This is a genomic window from Pseudomonas sp. CFBP13509 (genome assembly GCF_005233485.1).
In the GTDB taxonomy this organism is placed as follows: domain Bacteria; phylum Pseudomonadota; class Gammaproteobacteria; order Pseudomonadales; family Pseudomonadaceae; genus Aquipseudomonas; species Aquipseudomonas marginalis.
The window spans coordinates 74,937-94,336 of record NZ_QGAA01000007.1; the positions used below are offsets into that span (position 1 = coordinate 74,937).

Annotated in this window: 19 protein-coding genes; 7 read left to right on the forward strand and 12 right to left on the reverse strand. The window is 60.4% G+C overall.

The features are described from left to right. Positions 1-76 precede the first annotated feature (76 nt). From PspCFBP13509_RS13370 to PspCFBP13509_RS13385, 4 genes are read left to right on the forward strand one after another with little or no spacing between them, the layout of a single operon-like run. Entirely contained in the window at positions 77-550 is a 474-nt protein-coding gene (locus PspCFBP13509_RS13370) for a MarR family winged helix-turn-helix transcriptional regulator (RefSeq protein ID WP_027606282.1), read from the forward strand. After that, the gene (locus PspCFBP13509_RS13375; RefSeq protein WP_074847194.1) at positions 547-1,998 is read left to right on the forward strand and encodes an efflux transporter outer membrane subunit; all 1,452 of its coding nucleotides are present in this window, start codon (positions 547-549) and stop codon (positions 1,996-1,998) included. Before PspCFBP13509_RS13370 ends, PspCFBP13509_RS13375 begins: the two co-directional genes overlap by 4 nt. A 15-nt stretch (positions 1,999-2,013) precedes the next feature. Beyond that, entirely contained in the window at positions 2,014-3,213 is a 1,200-nt protein-coding gene (locus PspCFBP13509_RS13380) for an HlyD family secretion protein (RefSeq protein ID WP_137212166.1), read from the forward strand. Then, the gene (locus PspCFBP13509_RS13385) at positions 3,213-4,742 is read left to right on the forward strand and encodes a DHA2 family efflux MFS transporter permease subunit (protein WP_027606285.1); all 1,530 of its coding nucleotides are present in this window, start codon (positions 3,213-3,215) and stop codon (positions 4,740-4,742) included. The genes PspCFBP13509_RS13380 and PspCFBP13509_RS13385 overlap by 1 nt, the downstream gene beginning before the upstream one ends. Positions 4,743-5,001: 259 nt before the next feature. Here PspCFBP13509_RS13385 and lpxH read toward each other — a convergent pair whose 3' ends face one another. Together lpxH and PspCFBP13509_RS13395 are read right to left on the reverse strand one after the other, a co-directional pair. Continuing rightward, complete coding sequence (gene lpxH, locus PspCFBP13509_RS13390; RefSeq protein WP_027606286.1) at positions 5,002-5,751, reverse strand: UDP-2,3-diacylglucosamine diphosphatase; 750 nt, start codon at positions 5,749-5,751, stop codon at positions 5,002-5,004. After that, positions 5,748-6,251: a peptidylprolyl isomerase gene (locus tag PspCFBP13509_RS13395; protein WP_065927032.1), complete on the reverse strand. Its 504-nt coding sequence runs from the start codon at positions 6,249-6,251 to the stop codon at positions 5,748-5,750. Before PspCFBP13509_RS13395 ends, lpxH begins: the two co-directional genes overlap by 4 nt. Before the next feature lie 249 nt (positions 6,252-6,500). Between PspCFBP13509_RS13395 and PspCFBP13509_RS13400 the strand changes: the two genes are divergently transcribed. Both PspCFBP13509_RS13400 and cysS read left to right on the forward strand, forming a co-directional pair. Then, positions 6,501-8,201 carry a glutamine--tRNA ligase/YqeY domain fusion protein gene (locus tag PspCFBP13509_RS13400; protein WP_065927033.1) on the forward strand — a complete coding sequence of 567 codons (1,701 nt, stop codon included), beginning with the start codon at positions 6,501-6,503 and terminating at the stop codon, positions 8,199-8,201. A 15-nt stretch (positions 8,202-8,216) separates the two neighbouring features. Then, entirely contained in the window at positions 8,217-9,599 is a 1,383-nt protein-coding gene (cysS, locus tag PspCFBP13509_RS13405; RefSeq protein ID WP_074847192.1) for a cysteine--tRNA ligase, read from the forward strand. Between the two features lie 410 nt (positions 9,600-10,009). Here the strand turns inward: cysS and PspCFBP13509_RS13410 are convergent, their stop codons facing one another. The 4 genes from PspCFBP13509_RS13410 to PspCFBP13509_RS13425 all read right to left on the reverse strand — a co-directional run bounded on the left by PspCFBP13509_RS13410 (position 10,010) and on the right by PspCFBP13509_RS13425 (position 12,544). Next, positions 10,010-10,723 carry a DUF4225 domain-containing protein gene (locus PspCFBP13509_RS13410; protein WP_074847191.1) on the reverse strand — a complete coding sequence of 238 codons (714 nt, stop codon included), beginning with the start codon at positions 10,721-10,723 and terminating at the stop codon, positions 10,010-10,012. After that, entirely contained in the window at positions 10,720-11,205 is a 486-nt protein-coding gene (locus PspCFBP13509_RS13415; protein ID WP_074847190.1) for an Hcp family type VI secretion system effector, read from the reverse strand. The genes PspCFBP13509_RS13410 and PspCFBP13509_RS13415 overlap by 4 nt, the downstream gene beginning before the upstream one ends. A 194-nt stretch (positions 11,206-11,399) precedes the next feature. Next, the gene (locus PspCFBP13509_RS13420; RefSeq protein ID WP_074847189.1) at positions 11,400-11,735 is read right to left on the reverse strand and encodes a DUF6124 family protein; all 336 of its coding nucleotides are present in this window, start codon (positions 11,733-11,735) and stop codon (positions 11,400-11,402) included. Between the two features lie 113 nt (positions 11,736-11,848). Beyond that, the gene (locus tag PspCFBP13509_RS13425; protein WP_074847188.1) at positions 11,849-12,544 is read right to left on the reverse strand and encodes a Type 1 glutamine amidotransferase-like domain-containing protein; all 696 of its coding nucleotides are present in this window, start codon (positions 12,542-12,544) and stop codon (positions 11,849-11,851) included. Positions 12,545-12,685: 141 nt separating this feature from the next. Between PspCFBP13509_RS13425 and PspCFBP13509_RS13430 the strand changes: the two genes are divergently transcribed. After that, a complete protein-coding gene (locus tag PspCFBP13509_RS13430; RefSeq protein ID WP_074847187.1) occupies positions 12,686-13,144 on the forward strand; it encodes an HIT family protein in 459 nt (152 codons plus the stop codon). Positions 13,145-13,284: 140 nt separating this feature from the next. On the opposite strand, the gene PspCFBP13509_RS13435 is transcribed toward PspCFBP13509_RS13430, so the two are convergent. The 6 genes from PspCFBP13509_RS13435 to PspCFBP13509_RS13460 are packed head-to-tail and all read right to left on the reverse strand — an operon-like array spanning position 13,285 to position 19,324. Beyond that, positions 13,285-13,623, reverse strand: coding sequence for a Na+/H+ antiporter subunit G (locus PspCFBP13509_RS13435; RefSeq protein ID WP_074847186.1), 339 nt, complete (start codon positions 13,621-13,623; stop codon positions 13,285-13,287). Further along, the gene (locus PspCFBP13509_RS13440) at positions 13,620-13,898 is read right to left on the reverse strand and encodes a K+/H+ antiporter subunit F (RefSeq protein ID WP_005789171.1); all 279 of its coding nucleotides are present in this window, start codon (positions 13,896-13,898) and stop codon (positions 13,620-13,622) included. The genes PspCFBP13509_RS13435 and PspCFBP13509_RS13440 overlap by 4 nt, the downstream gene beginning before the upstream one ends. Further along, positions 13,895-14,383 (reverse strand): Na+/H+ antiporter subunit E, encoded by a 489-nt coding sequence (locus tag PspCFBP13509_RS13445; RefSeq protein WP_065927037.1) that lies wholly within the window; start codon positions 14,381-14,383, stop codon positions 13,895-13,897. Before PspCFBP13509_RS13445 ends, PspCFBP13509_RS13440 begins: the two co-directional genes overlap by 4 nt. After that, complete coding sequence (locus PspCFBP13509_RS13450) at positions 14,380-16,062, reverse strand: monovalent cation/H+ antiporter subunit D (RefSeq protein ID WP_027606292.1); 1,683 nt, start codon at positions 16,060-16,062, stop codon at positions 14,380-14,382. The genes PspCFBP13509_RS13445 and PspCFBP13509_RS13450 overlap by 4 nt, the downstream gene beginning before the upstream one ends. Continuing rightward, positions 16,059-16,403 carry a Na+/H+ antiporter subunit C gene (locus tag PspCFBP13509_RS13455; protein WP_003192163.1) on the reverse strand — a complete coding sequence of 115 codons (345 nt, stop codon included), beginning with the start codon at positions 16,401-16,403 and terminating at the stop codon, positions 16,059-16,061. Before PspCFBP13509_RS13455 ends, PspCFBP13509_RS13450 begins: the two co-directional genes overlap by 4 nt. Continuing rightward, on the reverse strand, positions 16,403-19,324 hold the full coding sequence (locus PspCFBP13509_RS13460; protein WP_027606293.1) for a monovalent cation/H+ antiporter subunit A: 2,922 nt from the start codon (positions 19,322-19,324) through the stop codon (positions 16,403-16,405). Before PspCFBP13509_RS13460 ends, PspCFBP13509_RS13455 begins: the two co-directional genes overlap by 1 nt. Positions 19,325-19,400 lie beyond the last annotated feature (76 nt).

A 19,400-nucleotide genomic window follows, 5' to 3' on the forward strand; every position in this document is an offset into this window, starting at 1 on the left:
CCATTTGACTTTCGCTGCCTAGGCAGTAACATCTCGTCATACATTCACTGCCTAGGCAGTAATAAGGTGACTTCCGATGCCCCACTTCACCCCTGAAAACTTCCACAACTGCCACCTCGGGCTGTTGCTGGGCCGTGCGGCGCTCCTCAAGGACCGCATCATCGACACCCACATGGAACCCCACGGCATCACGGCCGCGCAGTTCAAGGTGCTGATCATCATGGCCCAGTTCGGCGTCGACACCCCGGCCGAGCTGTGCCGCAACCTGTCCCTGGACAGCGGTTCGATGACCCGCATGCTTGACCGCCTCGAGCAGAAAGGCCTGCTGGACCGCAAACGCTCCGAGCAGGACCGCCGCCAGGTGCAGTTGGTGCTGACTGCCGACGGCCAGCGCCTGGCAGACATGCTGCCGCACATAGGCGCCCAGGCGTTGAACCAACTGGCGGGCGTACTTGAGGCTGGCGAGCTGGAAACCCTGGAACGGATTCTCAAGAAAATTCTGATAGCTGCCGGTGATCCCATCACCCTGCAGCGGGTAGGTAAAGCATGAACACACGTGCCCTATGCCTGGTGCTCGTGGCCATGAGCATGGCCGGTTGCGCCAACTACAGCGGCCTCGACACCCAGGGCCGGCGCCTCGACGCCAACACCTTGCAGACCGGTAAATCCCTGAGCGGGGTGACCCTGTCGAGTGCCGCCTGGCCCAGCGCCGACTGGTGGAAAAGCCTCGGTGACCCGCAGCTCGATGGCCTGATCCAGGAAGCCCTGCAAAACAGCCCCGACATGCAAGTCGCCAGCGCCCGTGCCCATCAGGCCGAAGCCGCCGCCTATGCCGCGAATGCCGCACGCATGCCGACCCTGGATGCCAGCGCCGGCGTGAGCCGTTCACGCCTGGCCAAGGACCAGGACCCGCGCGGCGAGGGCGATGCCTACTCGACCGTGCGTAATATCGGCGCCAGCTTCAATTACAACTTCGACCTCTGGGGTGGCCAGCGCGCCGCCTGGGAAGCCGCGCTGGGCCAGGCCCGCGCCGCCGAAGTCGACCAGCAGGCCGCGCGCCTGACCCTCGCTGCCGATGTGGCCAAGGCCTACAGCGACCTGGGCCAGGCGCACATCGTGCGCGACCTGGCCGGCGATGACCTCAAGCGCACCCGGCAAATGCTCGACCTGAGCAAGCGCCGCCTGGCTGCGGGCATCGACAGCCAGTACCAATACCAGCAGACCGAAAGCCTGGAAGCCAGCTCCCAGTCGCAATTGATCGATGCCGACAAACAACTGCAGAGCGCCCAGATCGCACTCGCCGTATTGCTCGGCAAAGGCCCGGACCGAGGCGGCGAACTGGCTCGTCCGAATGTGCTCAAGCCCGCCGCTGTCGCCGTGCCTTCGGTGTTGCCCGCCGAGCTGCTGGGCCGCCGCCCGGACCTGATCGCCGCGCGCTGGCGAGTCGAGGCTGCGAGCAAGGACATCGCCGCCAGCAAGACGCGCTTCTACCCCAACCTCAACCTCAGCGCGAGCGCCGGGGCCGAGTCGTTGCTGGGGGATGCGATGTTCGGCTCGGCCAGTCGCTTCTTCAACATTGCGCCGACGATCTCGTTGCCGATCTTCGATGGCGGCCGCCTGCGCGCCGACCTCGATGCGCGCGATGCCGACTACGACCTGGCCGTGGCCCAGTACAACAAAACCCTGGTGCAGGCCTTGGGCGATATCGGCAACACCCTTTCGCAACTGCGCGAAACCGGTCGGCAGATCCAGGCCCAGCAACACGCCACGGACATTGCCCAGCAGTCCTACGACACCGTGGTCCAGCGCTACGGCTCAGGGGTCGGTAACTACCTGGACGTGCTCAGCATCGAGCAGCAATTGCTGCAGGCCCAGCGTCAGCTGGCGACCCTGAATGCCGGGCAAATCGATCTGTCGATTCAATTGATGCAGGCCCTGGGTGGCGGATACAGCGCCGACAACGTGGCGTCGACCACCCCAGCCACACGCACGGAATAATTTGAGGTATTTGTCATGGCCACTGCCGAAAACACCAACGCTACAGAACAACCCAAAGACAACAACCCACGCAAACGCAAGGTCATGCTGATCGGCCTCGCGCTGATCGTCATCCTCGGTGTCGTGGGCGTATGGGGCTGGTATGAATTCTACGGGCGCTTCAACGAGAGCACCGACGACGCCTATGTGAACGGCAACGTGGTGGAAATCACCCCGCTGGTCACCGGCACCGTGGTCAGCATCGGCGCCGACGATGGCGACCTGGTCCATGAAGGCCAGGTGCTGATCAACTTCGACCCCAACGACGCCGCCGTCGGCCTGCAAAGCGCCCAGGCCAACCTGGCCCGCACCGTGCGCCAGGTGCGGGGCTTGTACAGCAACGTCGATGGCATGAAAGCCCAGGTCAACGCACAGAAAGCCGATGTGCAAACTGCCCAGGACAACTTCAACCGTCGCAAGACCCTGGCCCAGGGCGGCGCGATTTCCCAGGAAGAGCTGTCCCACGCCCGTGACAGCCTGACGGCCGCGAAAAACGCGCTGACCAACCTTGAGCAGCAACTCAAGACCAGCAATGCGCTGGTGGATGACACCGTGATCTCGTCCCACCCGGACGTGCAGGCCGCTGCCGCGCAACTGCGCCAGGCTTACCTGGCCAATGCGCGCAGCACCTTGATCGCGCCGGTCACCGGCTACGTGGCCAAGCGCACCGTGCAACTGGGCCAGCGCGTGCAGCCGGGTACGGCGTTGATGGCGGTGATCCCGCTGAACCAGCTGTGGATCGACGCCAACTTCAAGGAAACCCAACTGCGCGACATGCGCATTGGCCAGCCGGTGGACATCGAGTCGGATATCTACGGCAGCGACGTGAAATTCAGCGGCACCGTGGATAGCCTTGGCGCCGGCACCGGCAGTGCGTTTGCCCTGCTGCCGGCGCAGAACGCCACCGGTAACTGGATCAAGATCGTGCAACGGGTGCCGGTACGCATCCACATCAATGCCGAAGAACTGGCCAAGCACCCGCTGCGGGTCGGCCTGAGCACCGTCGTCAATGTCGACCTGCATGACCAGAGCGGCCCGGTGCTGGCGCAACAGGCGCCGCAGAAGGCGACCTTCACCACCAACGTGTATGAGCGCCAATTGGCCGAGGCTGACGCCATGATCACCGAGTTGATCCATGCCAACAGCATCGCCGCGCCCAAGGCTGCGCAACGCTGATGAGCAATAACGCCTCCTTCACGCCGCCCAGCCTGTTGATGGCCACCATTGGCCTGTCGCTGGCGACCTTTATGCAGGTGCTCGACACCACCATCGCCAACGTGGCCTTGCCGACCATTTCCGGCAACCTCGGCGTGAGTTCGGAGCAGGGCACCTGGGTGATCACCTCGTTTGCGGTGAGCAACGCCATCGCCTTGCCGCTGACCGGTTGGTTGAGCCGGCGGTTTGGCGAAGTGAAGCTGTTCCTGTGGGCCACCATGCTGTTTGTGCTGGCCTCGTTCCTCTGTGGTATTTCCACTTCGATGCCCGAATTGATCGGCTTCCGGGTGCTGCAAGGCCTGGTGGCCGGGCCGTTGTACCCGATGACCCAGACACTGCTGATCGCGGTCTACCCGCCGGCGAGGCGTGGCATGGCCCTGGCGTTGCTGGCGATGGTCACGGTGGTGGCGCCGATTGCGGGGCCGATCCTCGGTGGCTGGATCACTGACAGTTACAGCTGGCCGTGGATCTTCTTTATCAACGTCCCCATCGGCATCTTTGCGGTGATGGTGGTGCGTGCGCAATTGAAGAAGCGCCCGGTGACCACCAGCTACCAGCCGATGGATTACGTCGGGCTGTTGAGCCTGATCGTGGGCGTCGGCGCGCTGCAGATCATCCTCGACAAGGGCAACGACCTGGACTGGTTCGAATCCAACTTCATCATTGTGGGCGCGGCGATTTCGGTGATTGCCCTGGCGGTGTTCATTATCTGGGAAATGACCGACAAGCACCCGGTGGTCAACCTGCGGCTGTTTGCCTACCGTAACTTTCGCATCGGCACGATTGTGTTGATCCTCGGCTACGCGGGCTTCTTCGGCATCAACCTGATCCTGCCGCAATGGCTGCAAACCCAGATGGGCTACACCGCCACCTGGGCCGGCCTGGCGGTGGCGCCGATCGGCATCCTGCCGGTGCTGATGTCACCGTTCGTGGGCAAGTACGCGCACAAGTTCGACCTGCGCCTGCTGGCAGGCCTGGCGTTCCTGGCGATTGGTCTGAGCTGCTTTATGCGCGCGGGCTTCACCAATGAGGTGGACTTCACCCACATCGCCCTGGTGCAGCTGTTCATGGGCATCGGCGTGGCGCTGTTCTTCATGCCGACCTTGAGCATCCTGATGTCCGACCTGCCACCGCACCAGATCGCCGATGGCGCCGGTCTTGCGACCTTTCTGCGGACCCTGGGCGGCAGCTTTGCGGCCTCGCTGACCACCTGGATCTGGATTCGCCGGGCGGACCAGCACCATGCGTACATGAGCGAGAACATGACCACCTATGACTCGGCCACCCGCGACGCGCTGCAGGCGCTCGGTGGGGCAGGGCACAAGGCCTACGCGCAACTGGACCAGATCCTCACCAGCCAGGCGTACATGATGTCCACCGTGGATTACTTCACGTTGCTGGGGTGGATGTTCATGGGGTTGATGCTGCTGGTGTGGCTGGCCAAACCGCCGTTTGGCGCCAAGGCAGGGCCGGAAGCGTCCGGCCACTGATTGGCAAAGACTGAAATGCAATCAATTGTGGGAGGGGGCTTGCCCTAATGCCGTTCAGTTAAGCGAAAGTGATTCACTGTAGGAGCGAGCTTGCTCGCGAAGAACTCAGGGCCACCGCGCTTATCGAGAATGAACGCGTTGCCTGGGCGTTTTTCGCGAGCAAGCTCGCTCCTACAAAAAGCCTTAACTGACTGGCATTAGGGCAAGCCCCCTGCCACATTTTGATCTCTGTTCACATTGGATCAGTGGTGTTTGAGGATCAGGCGCCAGGCAACGCCAGCTGCGGATTGACGAAGTCAAACGCCGCCAACTGAAAGCCTTGCTCATCCGCCTGCAACGCCCAGCCCTGCTTGTCCCAATCCCCCAGCACAATGCGCTTGGCCGCCTGGTCGCCAATCTGCAGCTTATGGATCGCCGGGCGGTGCGTGTGGCCGTGGACCAGGGTGCGCACGCCGAACTGCTGCATCACCCGCGGCACTTCCTCGGGCGTCACATCGACAATGTCGTTGGCCTTCATGCGCGTTTGCGCGCGGCTTTCACTGCGCAGCTTGCGCGCCAGCCGATGGCGGGTGCGCAACGGCAGGTGACGCAGGATAAACAGCACGATGGGATTACGCAGGATGCGCCGCAGCTTCATGTAGCCAAGGTCGCGGGTGCAGAGGCTGTCGCCGTGCATCAACAGCACGGGTTCGCCTGCGAGCTGCACGACACTCGGGTCCTTGAGCAAGGTGGCGCCTGCCGCTTTGCAGAACGCCTTGCCGAGCAGGAAGTCGCGGTTGCCATGCATGATAAAAATCGGGGTGCCGCTGTCGCTCAGCTCGCGCAGAGCCTCGCAGATCGAACGCTGGAAGGGCGTCATCCCATCGTCGCCAATCCAGGCTTCAAAGAAGTCCCCCAGAATGTACAACGCCTGGGCGCCACGGGCGCGGTTGTGAAGCAGATCCAGAAACGCCCGGGTAATGTCCGGGCGCTCCTCTTCCAGATGCAAATCTGAAATCAGTAATATCACTCAACGATCTCGGCTTTCTCGACGATCACGTCTTCGACCGGAACGTCCTGGTGACCGGCCTTGGAGGTGGTCGACACGCCTTTGATCTTGTCGACAACGTCCTGGCCTTCGGTGACTTTACCGAACACGGCGTAGCCCCAGCCCTGTACGTTCTTGCCGCTGTGGTTCAGGAAGGCGTTGTCGGCCACGTTGATGAAGAACTGCGCGGAGGCCGAATGCGGCTCCATGGTACGGGCCATGGCGACGGTGTACTTGTCGTTGGAAAGGCCGTTGTCCGCTTCGTTCTGGATGCTTGGGCGCTTGTCTTTCTTTTCTTTCATGCCAGGCTCGAAACCGCCGCCCTGGACCATGAAGTTACCGATCACACGGTGGAAAACCGTGTTTTCGTAGTGGCCGGCCTTAACGTACTCGATGAAGTTGGCGACGGTGATCGGCGCTTTCTCGGCGTTCAGCTCGATGACGATGTCACCGTGGTTGGTGGTCAGTTTGACTTGAGTCATGTTCACTACTCTTTTCAGGGAATTCGTGGGTTTGGACGCCTGGGGCGCCTTACCTGTCTGGCTAAACGGCGGCCAAGGCGCGCAGTTTAGCGTGCCCGGCAGGAATTTCGAGGTGGTTTTTTACCGCCCGGTTAATTAAAGCAGCAGTTTTTGGTCGTGACCTGTCAGTGTCTTGACAGCATCAGCTATGATATCGCCTTTGTTTTATCTGGCCCCAACCGGCCACGAACCTGTCTGTTCAAGGATCCTATGAGCAAGCCCACTGTCGACCCTACCTCGAATTCCAAGGCCGGACCTGCCGTCCCGGTCAATTTCCTGCGCCCGATCATCCAGGCGGACCTGGATTCGGGCAAGCACACGCAGATCGTCACCCGCTTCCCGCCAGAGCCCAACGGCTACCTGCACATCGGTCACGCCAAGTCGATCTGTGTGAACTTCGGCCTGGCCCAGGAGTTCGGTGGCGTCACGCACCTGCGTTTCGACGACACCAACCCGGCCAAGGAAGACCAGGAATACATCGACGCCATCGAAAGCGACATCAAGTGGCTGGGCTTCGAATGGTCCGGTGAAGTGCGCTATGCCTCCAAATACTTCGACCAGTTGTTCGACTGGGCCGTCGAGCTGATCAAGGCCGGCAAGGCCTACGTCGACGACCTCACCCCGGAGCAGGCCAAGGAATACCGTGGAACGCTGACCGAACCGGGCAAGAACAGCCCGTTCCGCGACCGCTCCGTAGAAGAGAACCTCGACTGGTTCGCCCGCATGCGCGCCGGTGAGTTCCCGGACGGCGCCCGCGTGCTGCGCGCCAAGATCGACATGGCCTCGCCGAACATGAACCTGCGCGACCCGATCATGTACCGCATCCGCCACGCCCATCACCACCAGACCGGCGACAAGTGGTGCATCTACCCGAACTACGACTTCACCCACGGCCAGTCGGACGCCATCGAAGGCATCACCCACTCCATCTGCACCCTGGAGTTCGAGAGCCATCGTCCGCTGTACGAATGGTTCCTCGACAGCCTGCCGGTCCCGGCGCACCCGCGTCAGTACGAGTTCAGCCGCCTGAACCTGAACTACACCATCACCAGCAAGCGCAAGCTCAAGCAACTGGTGGATGAAAAGCACGTACATGGCTGGGATGACCCGCGCATGTCCACACTGTCGGGCTTCCGTCGCCGTGGCTACACCCCGGCCTCGATCCGCAACTTCTGCGACATGGTCGGCACCAACCGTTCCGACGGCGTGGTCGATTTCGGCATGCTGGAATTCAGCATCCGTCAGGACCTCGACGCCAATGCCCCGCGCGCCATGTGCGTGCTGCGCCCGTTGAAAGTCGTGATCACCAACTACCCCGAAGGCCAGGTCGAGAACCTCGAACTGCCGCGTCACCCGCAGAAAGAAGAGCTGGGCGTGCGCAAGTTGCCATTCGCCCGCGAGATCTACATCGACCGTGACGACTTCATGGAAGAGCCGCCAAAAGGCTACAAGCGCCTGGAGCCGAACGGCGAAGTGCGCCTGCGCGGCAGCTACGTGATCCGTGCGGACGAAGCGATCAAGGACGCCGACGGCAACATCGTCGAGCTGCGCTGCTCGTACGATCCGGACACCCTGGGCAAGAACCCTGAAGGCCGCAAGGTCAAAGGCGTGGTCCACTGGGTGCCTGCCGCTGCCAGCATCGAGTGCGAAGTGCGCCTGTACGATCGTCTGTTCCGCTCGCCAAACCCTGAGAAGGCTGAAGACAGCGCGAGTTTCCTCGACAACATCAACCCTGATTCCCTGCAAGTACTCACTGGTTGTCGTGCCGAGCCATCGCTTGGCGACGCACAGCCGGAAGACCGTTTCCAGTTCGAGCGCGAAGGCTACTTTTGCGCGGATATCAAGGACTCGAAACCAGGCGCTCCGGTATTCAACCGTACCGTGACCTTGCGAGATTCGTGGGGCCAGTGATTTAAGGGAAACATCGTGCTAACGATCTACAACACGCTCAGCAAGACCAAAGAAGTCTTCAAGCCGCTGGATGGCAACAAGGTGCGCATGTACGTGTGCGGCATGACCGTGTACGACTACTGCCACATCGGCCACGGCCGCAGCATGGTTGCCTTCGACCTGGTGACCCGCTGGTTGCGTTTCAGCGGCTATGACTTGACGTACGTGCGCAACATCACCGACATCGACGACAAGATCATCAACCGTGCCAACGAAAACGGCGAGTCGTTCGACGCGCTGACCGAGCGCATGATCGCCGCCATGCACGAGGACGAGGCGCGCCTCAACATCCTCAAGCCGGACATGGAACCGCGTGCCACGGACCACATCCCCGGCATGCACGCCATGATCCAGACCTTGATCGACAAGGGTTACGCCTACGCTCCTGGCAACGGTGACGTGTACTACCGCGTCGCCAAGTTCATGGGCTATGGCAAGCTGTCGCGCAAGAAAATCGAAGACCTGCGCATCGGCGCGCGCATCGAAGTCGACGAAGCCAAGCAGGATCCGCTCGACTTCGTGCTGTGGAAAGGCACCAAGCCCGGCGAGCCGAGCTGGGAATCGCCATGGGGCGCCGGGCGTCCGGGCTGGCACATCGAATGCTCGGTGATGTCCACCTGCTGCCTGGGCGAGACCTTCGACATTCATGGCGGCGGCAGCGACCTCGAGTTCCCGCACCACGAAAACGAAATCGCCCAGAGCGAAGCCGCCACCGGCAAGACCTACGCCAACGCCTGGATGCACTGCGGCATGATCCGCATCAATGGCGAGAAGATGTCCAAGTCCTTGAACAACTTCTTCACCATCCGCGACGTGCTGGAAAAGTACCACCCGGAAGTGGTGCGTTACCTGCTGGTGTCCAGCCACTACCGCAGCGCCATCAACTACTCCGAAGACAACCTCAAGGACGCCAAGGGCGCCCTGGAGCGGTTCTACCACGCGTTGAAAGGCCTGCCATCCGTGGCGCCGGCCGGCGGCGAAGCCTTCGTGGCACGCTTCACCGAAGTCATGAACGACGACTTCGGCACACCGGAAGCCTGTGCGGTGCTGTTCGAGATGGTGCGCGAGATCAACCGTTTGCGCGAGAGCGATCTCGACGCAGCGGCGGGCCTGGCGGCTCGCCTGAAAGAACTGGCCAGTGTGCTGGGCGTGCTGCAGATGGAAGCCGACGAGTTCCTGCAGGCCGGCGCCGAAGGGCGTGTGGATGCGGCGCAGGTGGATGCGCTGATCCAGGCGCGTCTGGCGGCTCGGGCTGGTAAAGACTGGGCGGAGTCTGACCGTATCCGTGACCAACTGACCGCGATGGGTGTGGTGTTGGAAGATGGGAAAGGTGGGACTACTTGGCGGTTGGCTGACTGACGGTTGGTTGCTGTACGTTGAATAAAAAAACGCCCCGACTGGTTCGGGGCGTTTTTTGTAGTATGGAGATTAGTATGCGTCAAACTAGCTGGATTTATAGCGCTCTCATCAAAACCACCATCTGATTTCCCATCTAACAGGTAGAGCCCCCGCGTGAGCGGGTATACAGAAAAAAGCAATCCATCCAATGAAGGGGTAGTTTGATATAAGATCTGGGTTGTATCCGAGTAAGGGAAAGTTGTTTTTTTCGATCATGCTTAAGTATGTGATCGAAAAAAAGCCATTAAATATTAAACATAGTAGAAATTTTGCAAGAAAATACTCGGTTCCAGAGAAGCGTATTTTTAGTGTGTATGCGCAAAGAATTCCCCATGTGGCAAATAGCGGGAAAGTCAAAACGAACCAGAGTGTCAATGTTTTTCCTCGTCGTACATCTGCTTTATCGTTTGAAAATCTGTATAGACTTCGATTCCCATCGTAGTTGGGGTCATTGTTTTGTACGCTCGGATGTAATCGGTTGGGAGGTATCTAAATAGGCGCCAAGCATCAGGTTTAAGTACGTGTCTCGCAGCACTGTAGACGGATAAGCCAATATCAGCTGCACCGTAGGCCATATTGGCTGCTCGTTCATCATGACCCATAGCGAATGCGGCCGACTGATATGCAGCACGAACCGGGCCGACCGCATCTGATTGTCCCGTCACTAGATTACGCCCACCCTCATATACGTTATTTGCACCATGTGCGATCAGCGGCACCCCCGCAATGAGACAGAGCGTGCCAACTGATGCGTAGCAAATTCCAGCTCCTGTGGCCATTTGCAGCGCGCCTGCTACAACTCCAATACCTTTACGCCCAATCTCCATTGACTGGTTCAGCAGGCTTTGTTGTTCGGTTTTTATCTCCACGAGCCCCTGCGCAACCGTCTTTTTTCCCTGCTCCACATCGTTAACAATACTGCGAGCGTAATAGGCCACTTCCCGATTGAATATCGAACGATTAACGCCATCCTGTAGATGTCGGGCACTTATTGCGCACGCATGATTGGTCAGTTTTGCAGCGGCTTGGCTGACTCCCCCCAAGTCATAGAAAGTAGGCGTTTGATTTTTGTTCTTTGAGTTCATCGCCCGGTTTCCCATGAGCCATAGCCGCTGGTCCCCGCGATGTGATGTGTCCAGATAATTTCCCGATAACAAATCGACAGATGTTCTTGTGCGTCTACATCATTCAGGAGTACGGAATGGGGAACGTCGACGGTCAGGCTGGCAATGATGCAGCCCCTTATATCGACGGTGTAGTATTTTTCGTGCCGACCAAACTGTGAAATTCGATAGAAGTTGATGACGCAGTTCAGTTCTTCTCTGTTGGATAACGCCACGGCCAGCAAGGGCGAGGATTTATCAATGCTTTTTGTGATGACCACAGGGCCGTGAGTGGAAGCACTGACGTTGCCGGTGTTGAGCATATTGTGGTTGAAGGACATCACCATGATTTCATCCCTGTGCCCCTCCTGACATTTGTTGCCAATAGAGTCTTGAGTTGAGCAGCCAGCCGAGATCAGGCCTTGAGATTTTCCGTTAATGGACATGTAACCGTGGTTAGCCATGGAAGTTGGTATCCTGATTTATTCACCATAAACATACGGAAAAATGTAAATAGGAAATATCGGATGTTTCGCCTTTTATCGTGCGAGCGGGATGTAGGATTATTCGGTTTTGTGCGAGAAGAAAAACGCCCCGTTATGCAGGGGCGTTTTGCTGTGGTTGTGTGAGCGAAGGTAATGACGGCATTCGTCGCCTACTATTTTTCAATTCCCGCGCAATGCTCATTCAGTGCTTCATTCACCAGAAGCTGGATAGTTTCCACCATTCGGCAAATCCCTAGTGCCACGCTGCGTGGTGTGCCATCAATCTCAAAGGCTAAATGACTAGCCAATGCCTGAACTGACGCAAGGTCCTCCGAAGCATTGACCAGTAGTGTCTCGGCATCCAGTCCTTTACGTACAGTAAAAAGACCTAGCCCGTCATCAGGTGGCCCAGGCGTTGAAGACGGATTCAAATGATGGTTAATCGCTTGATCAGCACAAGCGTGAAGCGAAGATGAATCCAGCGGCGGATTCGAATTGTCTTTAATCATGGCGAAGCTCCCAGAGTATTGGAGTCACCTAGAGTCTAATCGGGCTGCGAAACCCGGTCGCTGAATTTGCAGCGACCACCTAAGATTAGAAAGCCATTTTCCGAGCGACAACACTAAATCTTTGTAGGAAGTTTCTCTACGACCAATATCGAGGTGTTGCTGACCTCATAAGCGCTACCAGCTGCGTCGTTATGGACAGTCGCATGGTATTCACCGTTCTTGAAATGCAGGGCAACGCCGTCATCCAGCGCGTAGGCGGGGTGTATGTTTTTAAGTCGAACCAGTTCAACAAACGAAGATTCTCTCCCCACCTCTGAACTGAAGTGCGGGCACAGCGCGCCAGGGAGAAAACCCAGCCCGTCGATCAGCGCATATACGCCTCCTGAGTCGGAATGCCCGTGGTCGAACCAGCAGATGGCGCCGGCACTGACGCCGCAAAGCGCTTTGCCGTGTTCCTGGGCTTGCTTCAAAAGGGCGGTCACGTCAAATTCACGCCAGATGGCCAGCAAGGCTCGGGTGTTGCCGCCGGCCACATAGATGATGTCAGCCTGCTCAAACAGCGCGGCAACATGACCCGGGGCTGGAAAAGGCGGAATGAAAAACGTCAATGGCACAACGGTGCAGCCGGCGCTTTGGTATTTGAGCGTGAAGTCGGCAATCTTCGTACGGTCATCGCCATTGGCGGTGGAGATATAGAGCACCGTGGGCTGGGTTTTGCCCGACGAAGCGACGATATATTCGTCGATGCCGGTCATGCGTGTCATGTCTTCGCTGGACTCGCCGCCGATGACAATAATGTTTTTATCCATGGTGAACTCCTGTCTCAGCACAGCGGGCATACCCAGGTCTTAGGACATTTCCCAAAATGCCCGTAGGGTTTGACGCTCATTCCATCCTAGCTTTAGATGATTGCCACGACCAAACCCAAGACGAAACTGGCGGTAATTCAAATGGATTGTATTTTCTGCAGCATTGTCCGCAAAACTTCCCCCGCCCACATCCTGTGGGAAGACGACCACCACATGGCGTTCCTCTCGATCTTCCCCAACACCCCAGGCTTCAGCGTGGTCATCCCCAAACAGCATTACGGCAGTTATGCGTTTGCGCAGTCGGATGAGGTGCTGGCTGGTCTGATGGTCGCGACCAAGAAAACCGCTTTGCTGATCGACCGGGCGTTTCCCGATGTGGCCCGCACGGGGATGATGCTGGAAGGGTATGGGGTGGATCACTTGCATGCGAAGTTGTTTCCCATGCATGGGACGGGGCAGGACAGTGCGTTCAAGCCGTTGAGTTCGAAGGTGGATAAGTTTTTCGAAGCTTATGAAGGCTATATCTCTTCCCATGACCATGTGCGGGCGGATGATGCCGAATTGGCTGAGCTGGCAGAGCGAATCCGATCTTTCGTCTAGCACAAATCCAAATGTGGGAGGGGCGGTGCGACGATTCGACTTGCTCCCGATTGCAGTGGATCAGTCGGCTCATCTGTAGCTGACCCACCGCAATCGGGAGCAAGCCCCCTCCCACATATTGACTGTGTACGGTCTGTCACTCAGCGGCGGCTGCTGACCTCGGCGGGTACGTCGTCACCGGCCATGCGCTTGCGGAACAGCGCGGTGCGGGCCAGCAGCAACGTGGTCACCGGCACCGTGATCGCCAGCAGGATCGGTATCAACCACCCGTGCAGCACCGGCCCGGACTTGAGCACCGAAAAGTAAACAATCGACGCCAACGCCACGCACCACGCGCCCAGAGTCGAAGCCAATGCCGGCGGATGCATGCGCTGGAAGAAGTCCTTCATGCGCAGCAAGCCAATCGCGCCAATCAGCGCAAACACGCTGCTGAGCACCAGCAGCACCGCCACTATCACTTCCATCCACAGCGGCATCATTCAATCACCTCTCCGCGCAGCAGGAATTTGGCCAGGGCAAACGAGCCGACGAAGCCGAACAACGCGATCAGCAGCGCCGCTTCGAAGTAGGTATCGCTGGCATAACGAATACCCAGCACCAGCATCATCAGCATGGCGAGGATGTACAGGTAGTCCAGCGCCAGTACCCGGTCCTGGGCCGAGGGACCTTTGAACAGGCGGATCAGGGTCAGCACCATGGCCAGGGAGAACAGGAACAGGCTGAACAGGATCGCATTGGAGAGCAGGGCGCTCATTCGAAGATCTCCATCAGGGGCCGCTCGTAGGTGGTCTTGAAGTGCTCGATAAACGACGCTTCATCCTCCAGGTCGAATACGTGCAGCAGCAGGATGCTGCGGTCCAGCGCCAGTTCCGACCAGATGGTGCCGGGGACCACGGTGGTGATCATCGACAGGGCGGCGAGGCCGTTGGCGTCGCGCAGGTCCAGGGGGATTTTGACAAAGCGCGAACGCGGTGGGCGTGAGCCGCACATCAGCACGCCCCAGGCCACTTGCAGGTTGGAGACGATCACATCGCGGCCGACCAGGAAAAACAGGCGGATGATCACGCCAGGGCGGCGGATGCGGATCGGCAGCGGGCGCAGCGGTGCCATCAGCAGCGGTGCAAGCAGGCCCAGCAGCGCGCCAAGCAGCAGGTTGCCGGGGCTGACGGACAGGTTCAGCACCAGCCACAGCAACCACAAGGCCAGGGACAACCACGGGGCAGGCAACAGGCGCTTCATGGCTGCACCTCCAGCGCGGCGGTCTTGGCTTCGGGGCTGGGGACCGGACGCGTGGCCATCACCGCCATCACGTAGTGTTCCGGGTTGTTCAGGCTTTGGGCAGTGGCCTGGGTGTAGCGCATCAGCGGCTCGGCCTTGAAGGTCAGCAGGATGCTCAGGCCCAGCAGGAAGAAGATCGGCACGCATTCATAGCGGCGCAGCAAGGGCGATGGGCGCTCTTCCGGGGTCCAGAAGCGCTGGATACCCAGGCGCGCGAAGGCGATCAGCGAGGCCAGGCCCGAGAGGATCAACAGCGCCACCAAACCCCAGGCCGCGGGGCGAATGGGTTCATCCACACTGACGCCCAGGCCCAAGGGGTTAACCAGCGCACTCAACAAACTGAGCTTGCCGATAAACCCGGACAGCGGCGGCATGCCGATGATCAGCAGGGCGCAGGCGACAAAGCTCAAGCCCAGGAAGGCCATGGTCCAGGGAATCACCTGGCCGACCACGGCTTTCTGCTCGTCATCCAGGTTCACGCCAGGACGCGGATGCAGGGATTCCATGGCCTTGGGCAGTGCGTCGATTTCTTCATCCAGCGGCAGGTCGTTGGCCGAGCGCGAACGCTCGATCAATTCGGCCAGCAGGAACAGCGCACTCAACGCCAGGGTGGAGCTGACCAGATAGAACAGCGCTCCGGCGGTCAGGCTTGGCTGGGCGAAGCCAACGGCCGACAGCAGGATGCCGGCCGAGACCAGGATGCTCAAGCTGGCCATGCGCTCGAGCCGCTGCGCCGCCACCATCGCCAGCGCCGCGCAGATGATCGTGGCCATGCCGCCGTACACCAGCCAGTCGCCGCCAAACAACGCCGACGCGCCGGCCTGGCCGGAGAACAACAGGGTCCACAGGCGCAGCACGGTGTACACGCCGACCTTGGTCATGATCGCGAACATCGCTGCCACCGGCGCACTGGCCGAGGAGTAGGCGGGGGCCAGCCAGAAGTTCAGCGGCCACATGCCGGCCTTGGCCAGGAATGCGGTGGCGAGGATCGCCGCACCGGCATGCAGCAGGCCGCGATCCGCCTCGGGGACCAGGGGGATTTTCAGTGCCAGGTCAGCGAAGTTCAGCGTGCCGGTCACGCCGTAGATCATCGCCGCGCCAATCAGGAACAGCGACGACGCCAACAGGTTGATCGCGATGTAATGCAGCCCCGACGACACCCGCGCCCGGCCCGAGCCGTGCAGCATCAAGCCGTAGGACGCCGCCAGCAGCACCTCGAAGAACACGAACAGGTTGAACAGGTCCGCCGTGAGGAACGCGCCGTACAGGCCCATCATCTGGATCTGGAACAGCGCATGGAAGCTGGTGCCGGCGCGGTCCCAACGGGCCATGGCGAACAGCAGCGCGCTCACGCCGATGATCCCGGTGAGCACCAGCATCAACGCCGAGAGCTGGTCGACCACCAGCACGATGCCGAACGGCACCTGCCAGTTGCCCGGCAGGTAGACGCCAATCGAGCCGGGACCGCCTTTTTGCGTCCAGTACAACAGCAGGATCGCGATGCCCAGGCCAATAACGCTGGAGAACAGATTGATCCTGGCCTTCAGCGGACGGCGTTTTTCACCCAGCATCAGCATCAGCGCGGCGGTGAGCAACGGCAGCAAAATGGGGGCGACGATCAGTTGGTTGACCCAATTCATTCCTTGGGCTCCCGGCCGTCCACATGGTCAGTGCCGGTCAGGCCCCGTGACGCCAGCAGCACCACCAGGAACAACGCAGTCATGGCGAAGCTGATCACGATGGCCGTGAGCACCAGGGCCTGGGGCAGGGGGTCGGTGTAGTTGAGCAGATCCTGGGGCACGCCGTCCTTGATGATCGGCTCCTTGCCGATAAACAGGCTGCCCATGCTGAAAATGAACAGGTTGACCCCATAGGACAACAGGCACAGGCCCATCACCACCTGGAACGTCCGTGGCCGCAGGATCAACCAGACGCCGGAGGCCGCCAGGACCCCAATGGCAATTGCGATGACTTCTTCCATCAGGCGGCTCCTTCGGTGGCGGCGACTACTTTGGCCTGGTTGCTCGGTTTATGCGCACGCACCGACTGGTGGCCGAGGGCGGTGAGCATCAGCAGCGTCGAGCCGACGACCATGGCGTATACGCCCACATCGAAGAACAACGCGCTGGCAACATGAATATCGCCCAGCAGCGGCAGGCTGAAATGCCAGGTATGGGTGGTGAGGAACGGGTAGCCGACAAACAACGCGCCGATCCCGGTCAGCGTCGCCGAGAACAGGCCGAAGCCCATCCAGCGCATCGGCCGCAGGCTCATCTGCGCCTCGACCCACTGGGTACCGGCAACCATGTACTGCAGGATAAACGCCACCGACATCACCAGGCCGGCGACAAACCCGCCGCCCGGTTGGTTGTGGCCGCGCATGAACAGGTAGAACGACACCACCAGCGCAATCGGCAGCAGCAGGCGCACCAGCACCGCCGGCACCATCATGAAGCCCAGGGCGGTGTCGCTGGCCTGGCGCGGGTTGACCAGGTCGGTGGCCACGTCCGGCGCCAGTTGACGCTGCTGTGGCGGCAGCTCCATGCTTTCCTTGGACGGGCGGAAACGACGCAGCAGGGCATACACCGTCAGCGCCACGGCGCCGAGCACGGTGATTTCGCCGAGGGTATCGAAGCCCCGGAAGTCCACCAGCATCACGTTCACCACATTGCTGCCACCGCCCTCGGGCAGGGCGCGGCTCAAGTAGAACGAGGAAATATCGTTGGGCGTCTGGCGCGTCAGCATCGCATAGGACAGCAGCGCCATGCCGCCGCCTACCACGGTGGAGAGCAGGAAGTCGCGCAGACGACGGATGCGCGCCTTGCGCAGCGAACTGGGCAGTGGCGAGACTTCTTCGATCCGCCGTGGCAGCCAGCGCAGGCCGAGCAGGATCAGTACGGTGGTGACCACTTCCACCACCAACTGGGTCAGCGCCAGGTCCGGCGCCGAGAACCACACGAAGGTGACGCAGGTCATCAGGCCGCACACGCTGACCATGGTCAGGGCCGCGAGCCGGTGGTACTTGGCTTGCCAGGCGGCGCCCAGGGCACAGGCAATCGCCAGCAGCCACAGGGTGACGAACACGATGGAGCCCGGGATCTTCGGGCGGTCGCCCCAGCTGAGTCCGCTGTTGAGCATCGGGATCATGGCGCCGATCACCGCGACGATCACCAACAGGAACAATTGGGTCTGCAGGCGCTTGGTGCTGATGCGTTTCTCGATCCTGCGCACGCCGCGCATCATCACCACCAGGCTGCGCTCGAAGCCGCGCTTGCCGTTGAAGTAGCTGATGACCGGCGGGTACTTGAAACGCCCGCGCTTCAGTTGTTTGCGTAGCAGCAGGTAGAGCACCACGCCACCGGACATGGCCACCAGGCTCATGATCATCGGTGCATTCCAGCCATGCCAGATCGCCAGGCTGTATTCCGGCAGCACGCCGCCGACCACCGGCAGCGCCGCAGCGGCGAGGATCGAACCGACCACCTGGGCCGGGAAGATGCCCACCAGCAGGCAGGTGAATACCAGCAGCTCAACCGGGGCACGCATCCAGCGCGGGGGTTCGTGAGGCGTGTGGGGCAGATCGGTGGCGGGCGGGCCGAAGAACACATCCACGGTAAAGCGCAGGGCGTAGGCCACGCTGAACGTACCGGCGATGGTCGCGATCAGGGGCAGGGCGATTTCCACCCATTGGGTCGATGAGATAAACACGGTTTCAGCGAAGAACATCTCTTTGGACAGGAAACCGTTGAGCAACGGTACGCCGGCCATGGATGCGCTGGCCACCATCGCCAGGGTCGCGGTAAACGGGATCAGGCGCACCAGGCCACTGAGCTTGCGGATGTCCCGCGTGCCGCTTTCGTGGTCGATGATGCCCGCCGCCATGAACAGCGAGGCCTTGAAGGTGGCGTGGTTGAGGATATGGAACACCGCGGCGACGGCGGCCAGCGGGCTGTTGAGGCCCAGCAGCAGGGTGATCAGCCCGAGGTGGCTGATGGTGGAATAGGCTAAAAGGCCTTTGAGATCATTCTGGAACATGGCGCAGTAAGCGCCGAGGAGGAGGGTCAGGGCGCCGGCACCGCCGACGATCCAGAACCATTCTTCGCTGCCGGACAGCGACGGCCACAGGCGGGCCAGCAGGAACACGCCGGCCTTCACCATCGTCGCCGAGTGCAGATAGGCAGACACCGGGGTCGGTGCAGCCATGGCGTGGGGCAGCCAGAAATGGAACGGAAACTGCGCGCTTTTGCTCAGGGCGCCGATCAGCACCAGCGCGAGCATCACCGGGTACAGCGAATGCGCGCGGATCTGCTCGCCGGCGGCCAGCACCTGGTCCAGGTCATAGCTGCCGACGATATGTCCCAGCAGCATCACGCCCGCCAGCAGGCACAAGCCGCCCGCGCCGGTGACCATCAAGGCCATGTACGCACCACGACGCGCATCGGCGCGGTGGTGCCAGTAGCCGATCAACAGGAACGAGAACAGGCTGGTCAGTTCCCAGAAGAACACGATCTGGATCAGGTTGCCGGAAATCACCAGCCCGAGCATGGCGCCCATGAAGGCCAGGAAAAACGCGAAGAAACGCGGCACCGGATCGTCCGGCGACATGTAGTAGCGCGCATACAGCGACACCAGCGCGCCGATGCCGAGCACCAGCATCGAGAACAGCCAGGCGAATCCATCCATGCGCAGCACGAAGTTCAGCCCAAGGCTGGGCAACCACATGAATTCTTCGCGGATCACGCCACCGTGGGCGATCTGGGGGTAGAGCAGGGCGACTTGAACGGTTCCGACCAGAGCCACAAGGCCAGCCAGCAGGGATTCGGTGTTACGTGCATTGTGCGGCAGCAAGGCCGCCAGACAGCTGCCGATAAAAGGCAGAAGCAGTAGAACTATCAGGGACATAGGCTTCTAATCTGCGGGAGTTTGGGATGCATCATACGTGCCGCTTTGTCGATCACCAAACGGCAACATGTGGCAG

What these genes read in the sequence shown, in the direction of transcription:
- PspCFBP13509_RS13440 (WP_005789171.1), bottom strand. Translation starts at nt 13,898, where the DNA reads ATGAGCGCCCTGCTCTCCAATGCGATCCTGTTCAGCCTGTTCCTGTTC.
- PspCFBP13509_RS13380 (WP_137212166.1), top strand. Translation starts at nt 2,014, where the DNA reads ATGGCCACTGCCGAAAACACCAACGCTACAGAACAACCCAAAGACAAC.
- PspCFBP13509_RS13455 (WP_003192163.1), bottom strand. Translation starts at nt 16,403, where the DNA reads ATGGAAGAAGTCATCGCAATTGCCATTGGGGTCCTGGCGGCCTCCGGC.
- PspCFBP13509_RS13415 (WP_074847190.1), bottom strand. Translation starts at nt 11,205, where the DNA reads ATGGCTAACCACGGTTACATGTCCATTAACGGAAAATCTCAAGGCCTG.
- PspCFBP13509_RS13450 (WP_027606292.1), bottom strand. Translation starts at nt 16,062, where the DNA reads ATGAATTGGGTCAACCAACTGATCGTCGCCCCCATTTTGCTGCCGTTG.
- PspCFBP13509_RS13370 (WP_027606282.1), top strand. Translation starts at nt 77, where the DNA reads ATGCCCCACTTCACCCCTGAAAACTTCCACAACTGCCACCTCGGGCTG.
- PspCFBP13509_RS13400 (WP_065927033.1), top strand. Translation starts at nt 6,501, where the DNA reads ATGAGCAAGCCCACTGTCGACCCTACCTCGAATTCCAAGGCCGGACCT.
- PspCFBP13509_RS13420 (WP_074847189.1), bottom strand. Translation starts at nt 11,735, where the DNA reads ATGATTAAAGACAATTCGAATCCGCCGCTGGATTCATCTTCGCTTCAC.
- PspCFBP13509_RS13430 (WP_074847187.1), top strand. Translation starts at nt 12,686, where the DNA reads ATGGATTGTATTTTCTGCAGCATTGTCCGCAAAACTTCCCCCGCCCAC.
- PspCFBP13509_RS13385 (WP_027606285.1), top strand. Translation starts at nt 3,213, where the DNA reads ATGAGCAATAACGCCTCCTTCACGCCGCCCAGCCTGTTGATGGCCACC.
- PspCFBP13509_RS13425 (WP_074847188.1), bottom strand. Translation starts at nt 12,544, where the DNA reads ATGGATAAAAACATTATTGTCATCGGCGGCGAGTCCAGCGAAGACATG.
- PspCFBP13509_RS13375 (WP_074847194.1), top strand. Translation starts at nt 547, where the DNA reads ATGAACACACGTGCCCTATGCCTGGTGCTCGTGGCCATGAGCATGGCC.
- PspCFBP13509_RS13410 (WP_074847191.1), bottom strand. Translation starts at nt 10,723, where the DNA reads ATGAACTCAAAGAACAAAAATCAAACGCCTACTTTCTATGACTTGGGG.
- PspCFBP13509_RS13445 (WP_065927037.1), bottom strand. Translation starts at nt 14,383, where the DNA reads ATGAAGCGCCTGTTGCCTGCCCCGTGGTTGTCCCTGGCCTTGTGGTTG.
- PspCFBP13509_RS13395 (WP_065927032.1), bottom strand. Translation starts at nt 6,251, where the DNA reads ATGACTCAAGTCAAACTGACCACCAACCACGGTGACATCGTCATCGAG.
- PspCFBP13509_RS13435 (WP_074847186.1), bottom strand. Translation starts at nt 13,623, where the DNA reads ATGATGCCGCTGTGGATGGAAGTGATAGTGGCGGTGCTGCTGGTGCTC.
- PspCFBP13509_RS13460 (WP_027606293.1), bottom strand. Translation starts at nt 19,324, where the DNA reads ATGTCCCTGATAGTTCTACTGCTTCTGCCTTTTATCGGCAGCTGTCTG.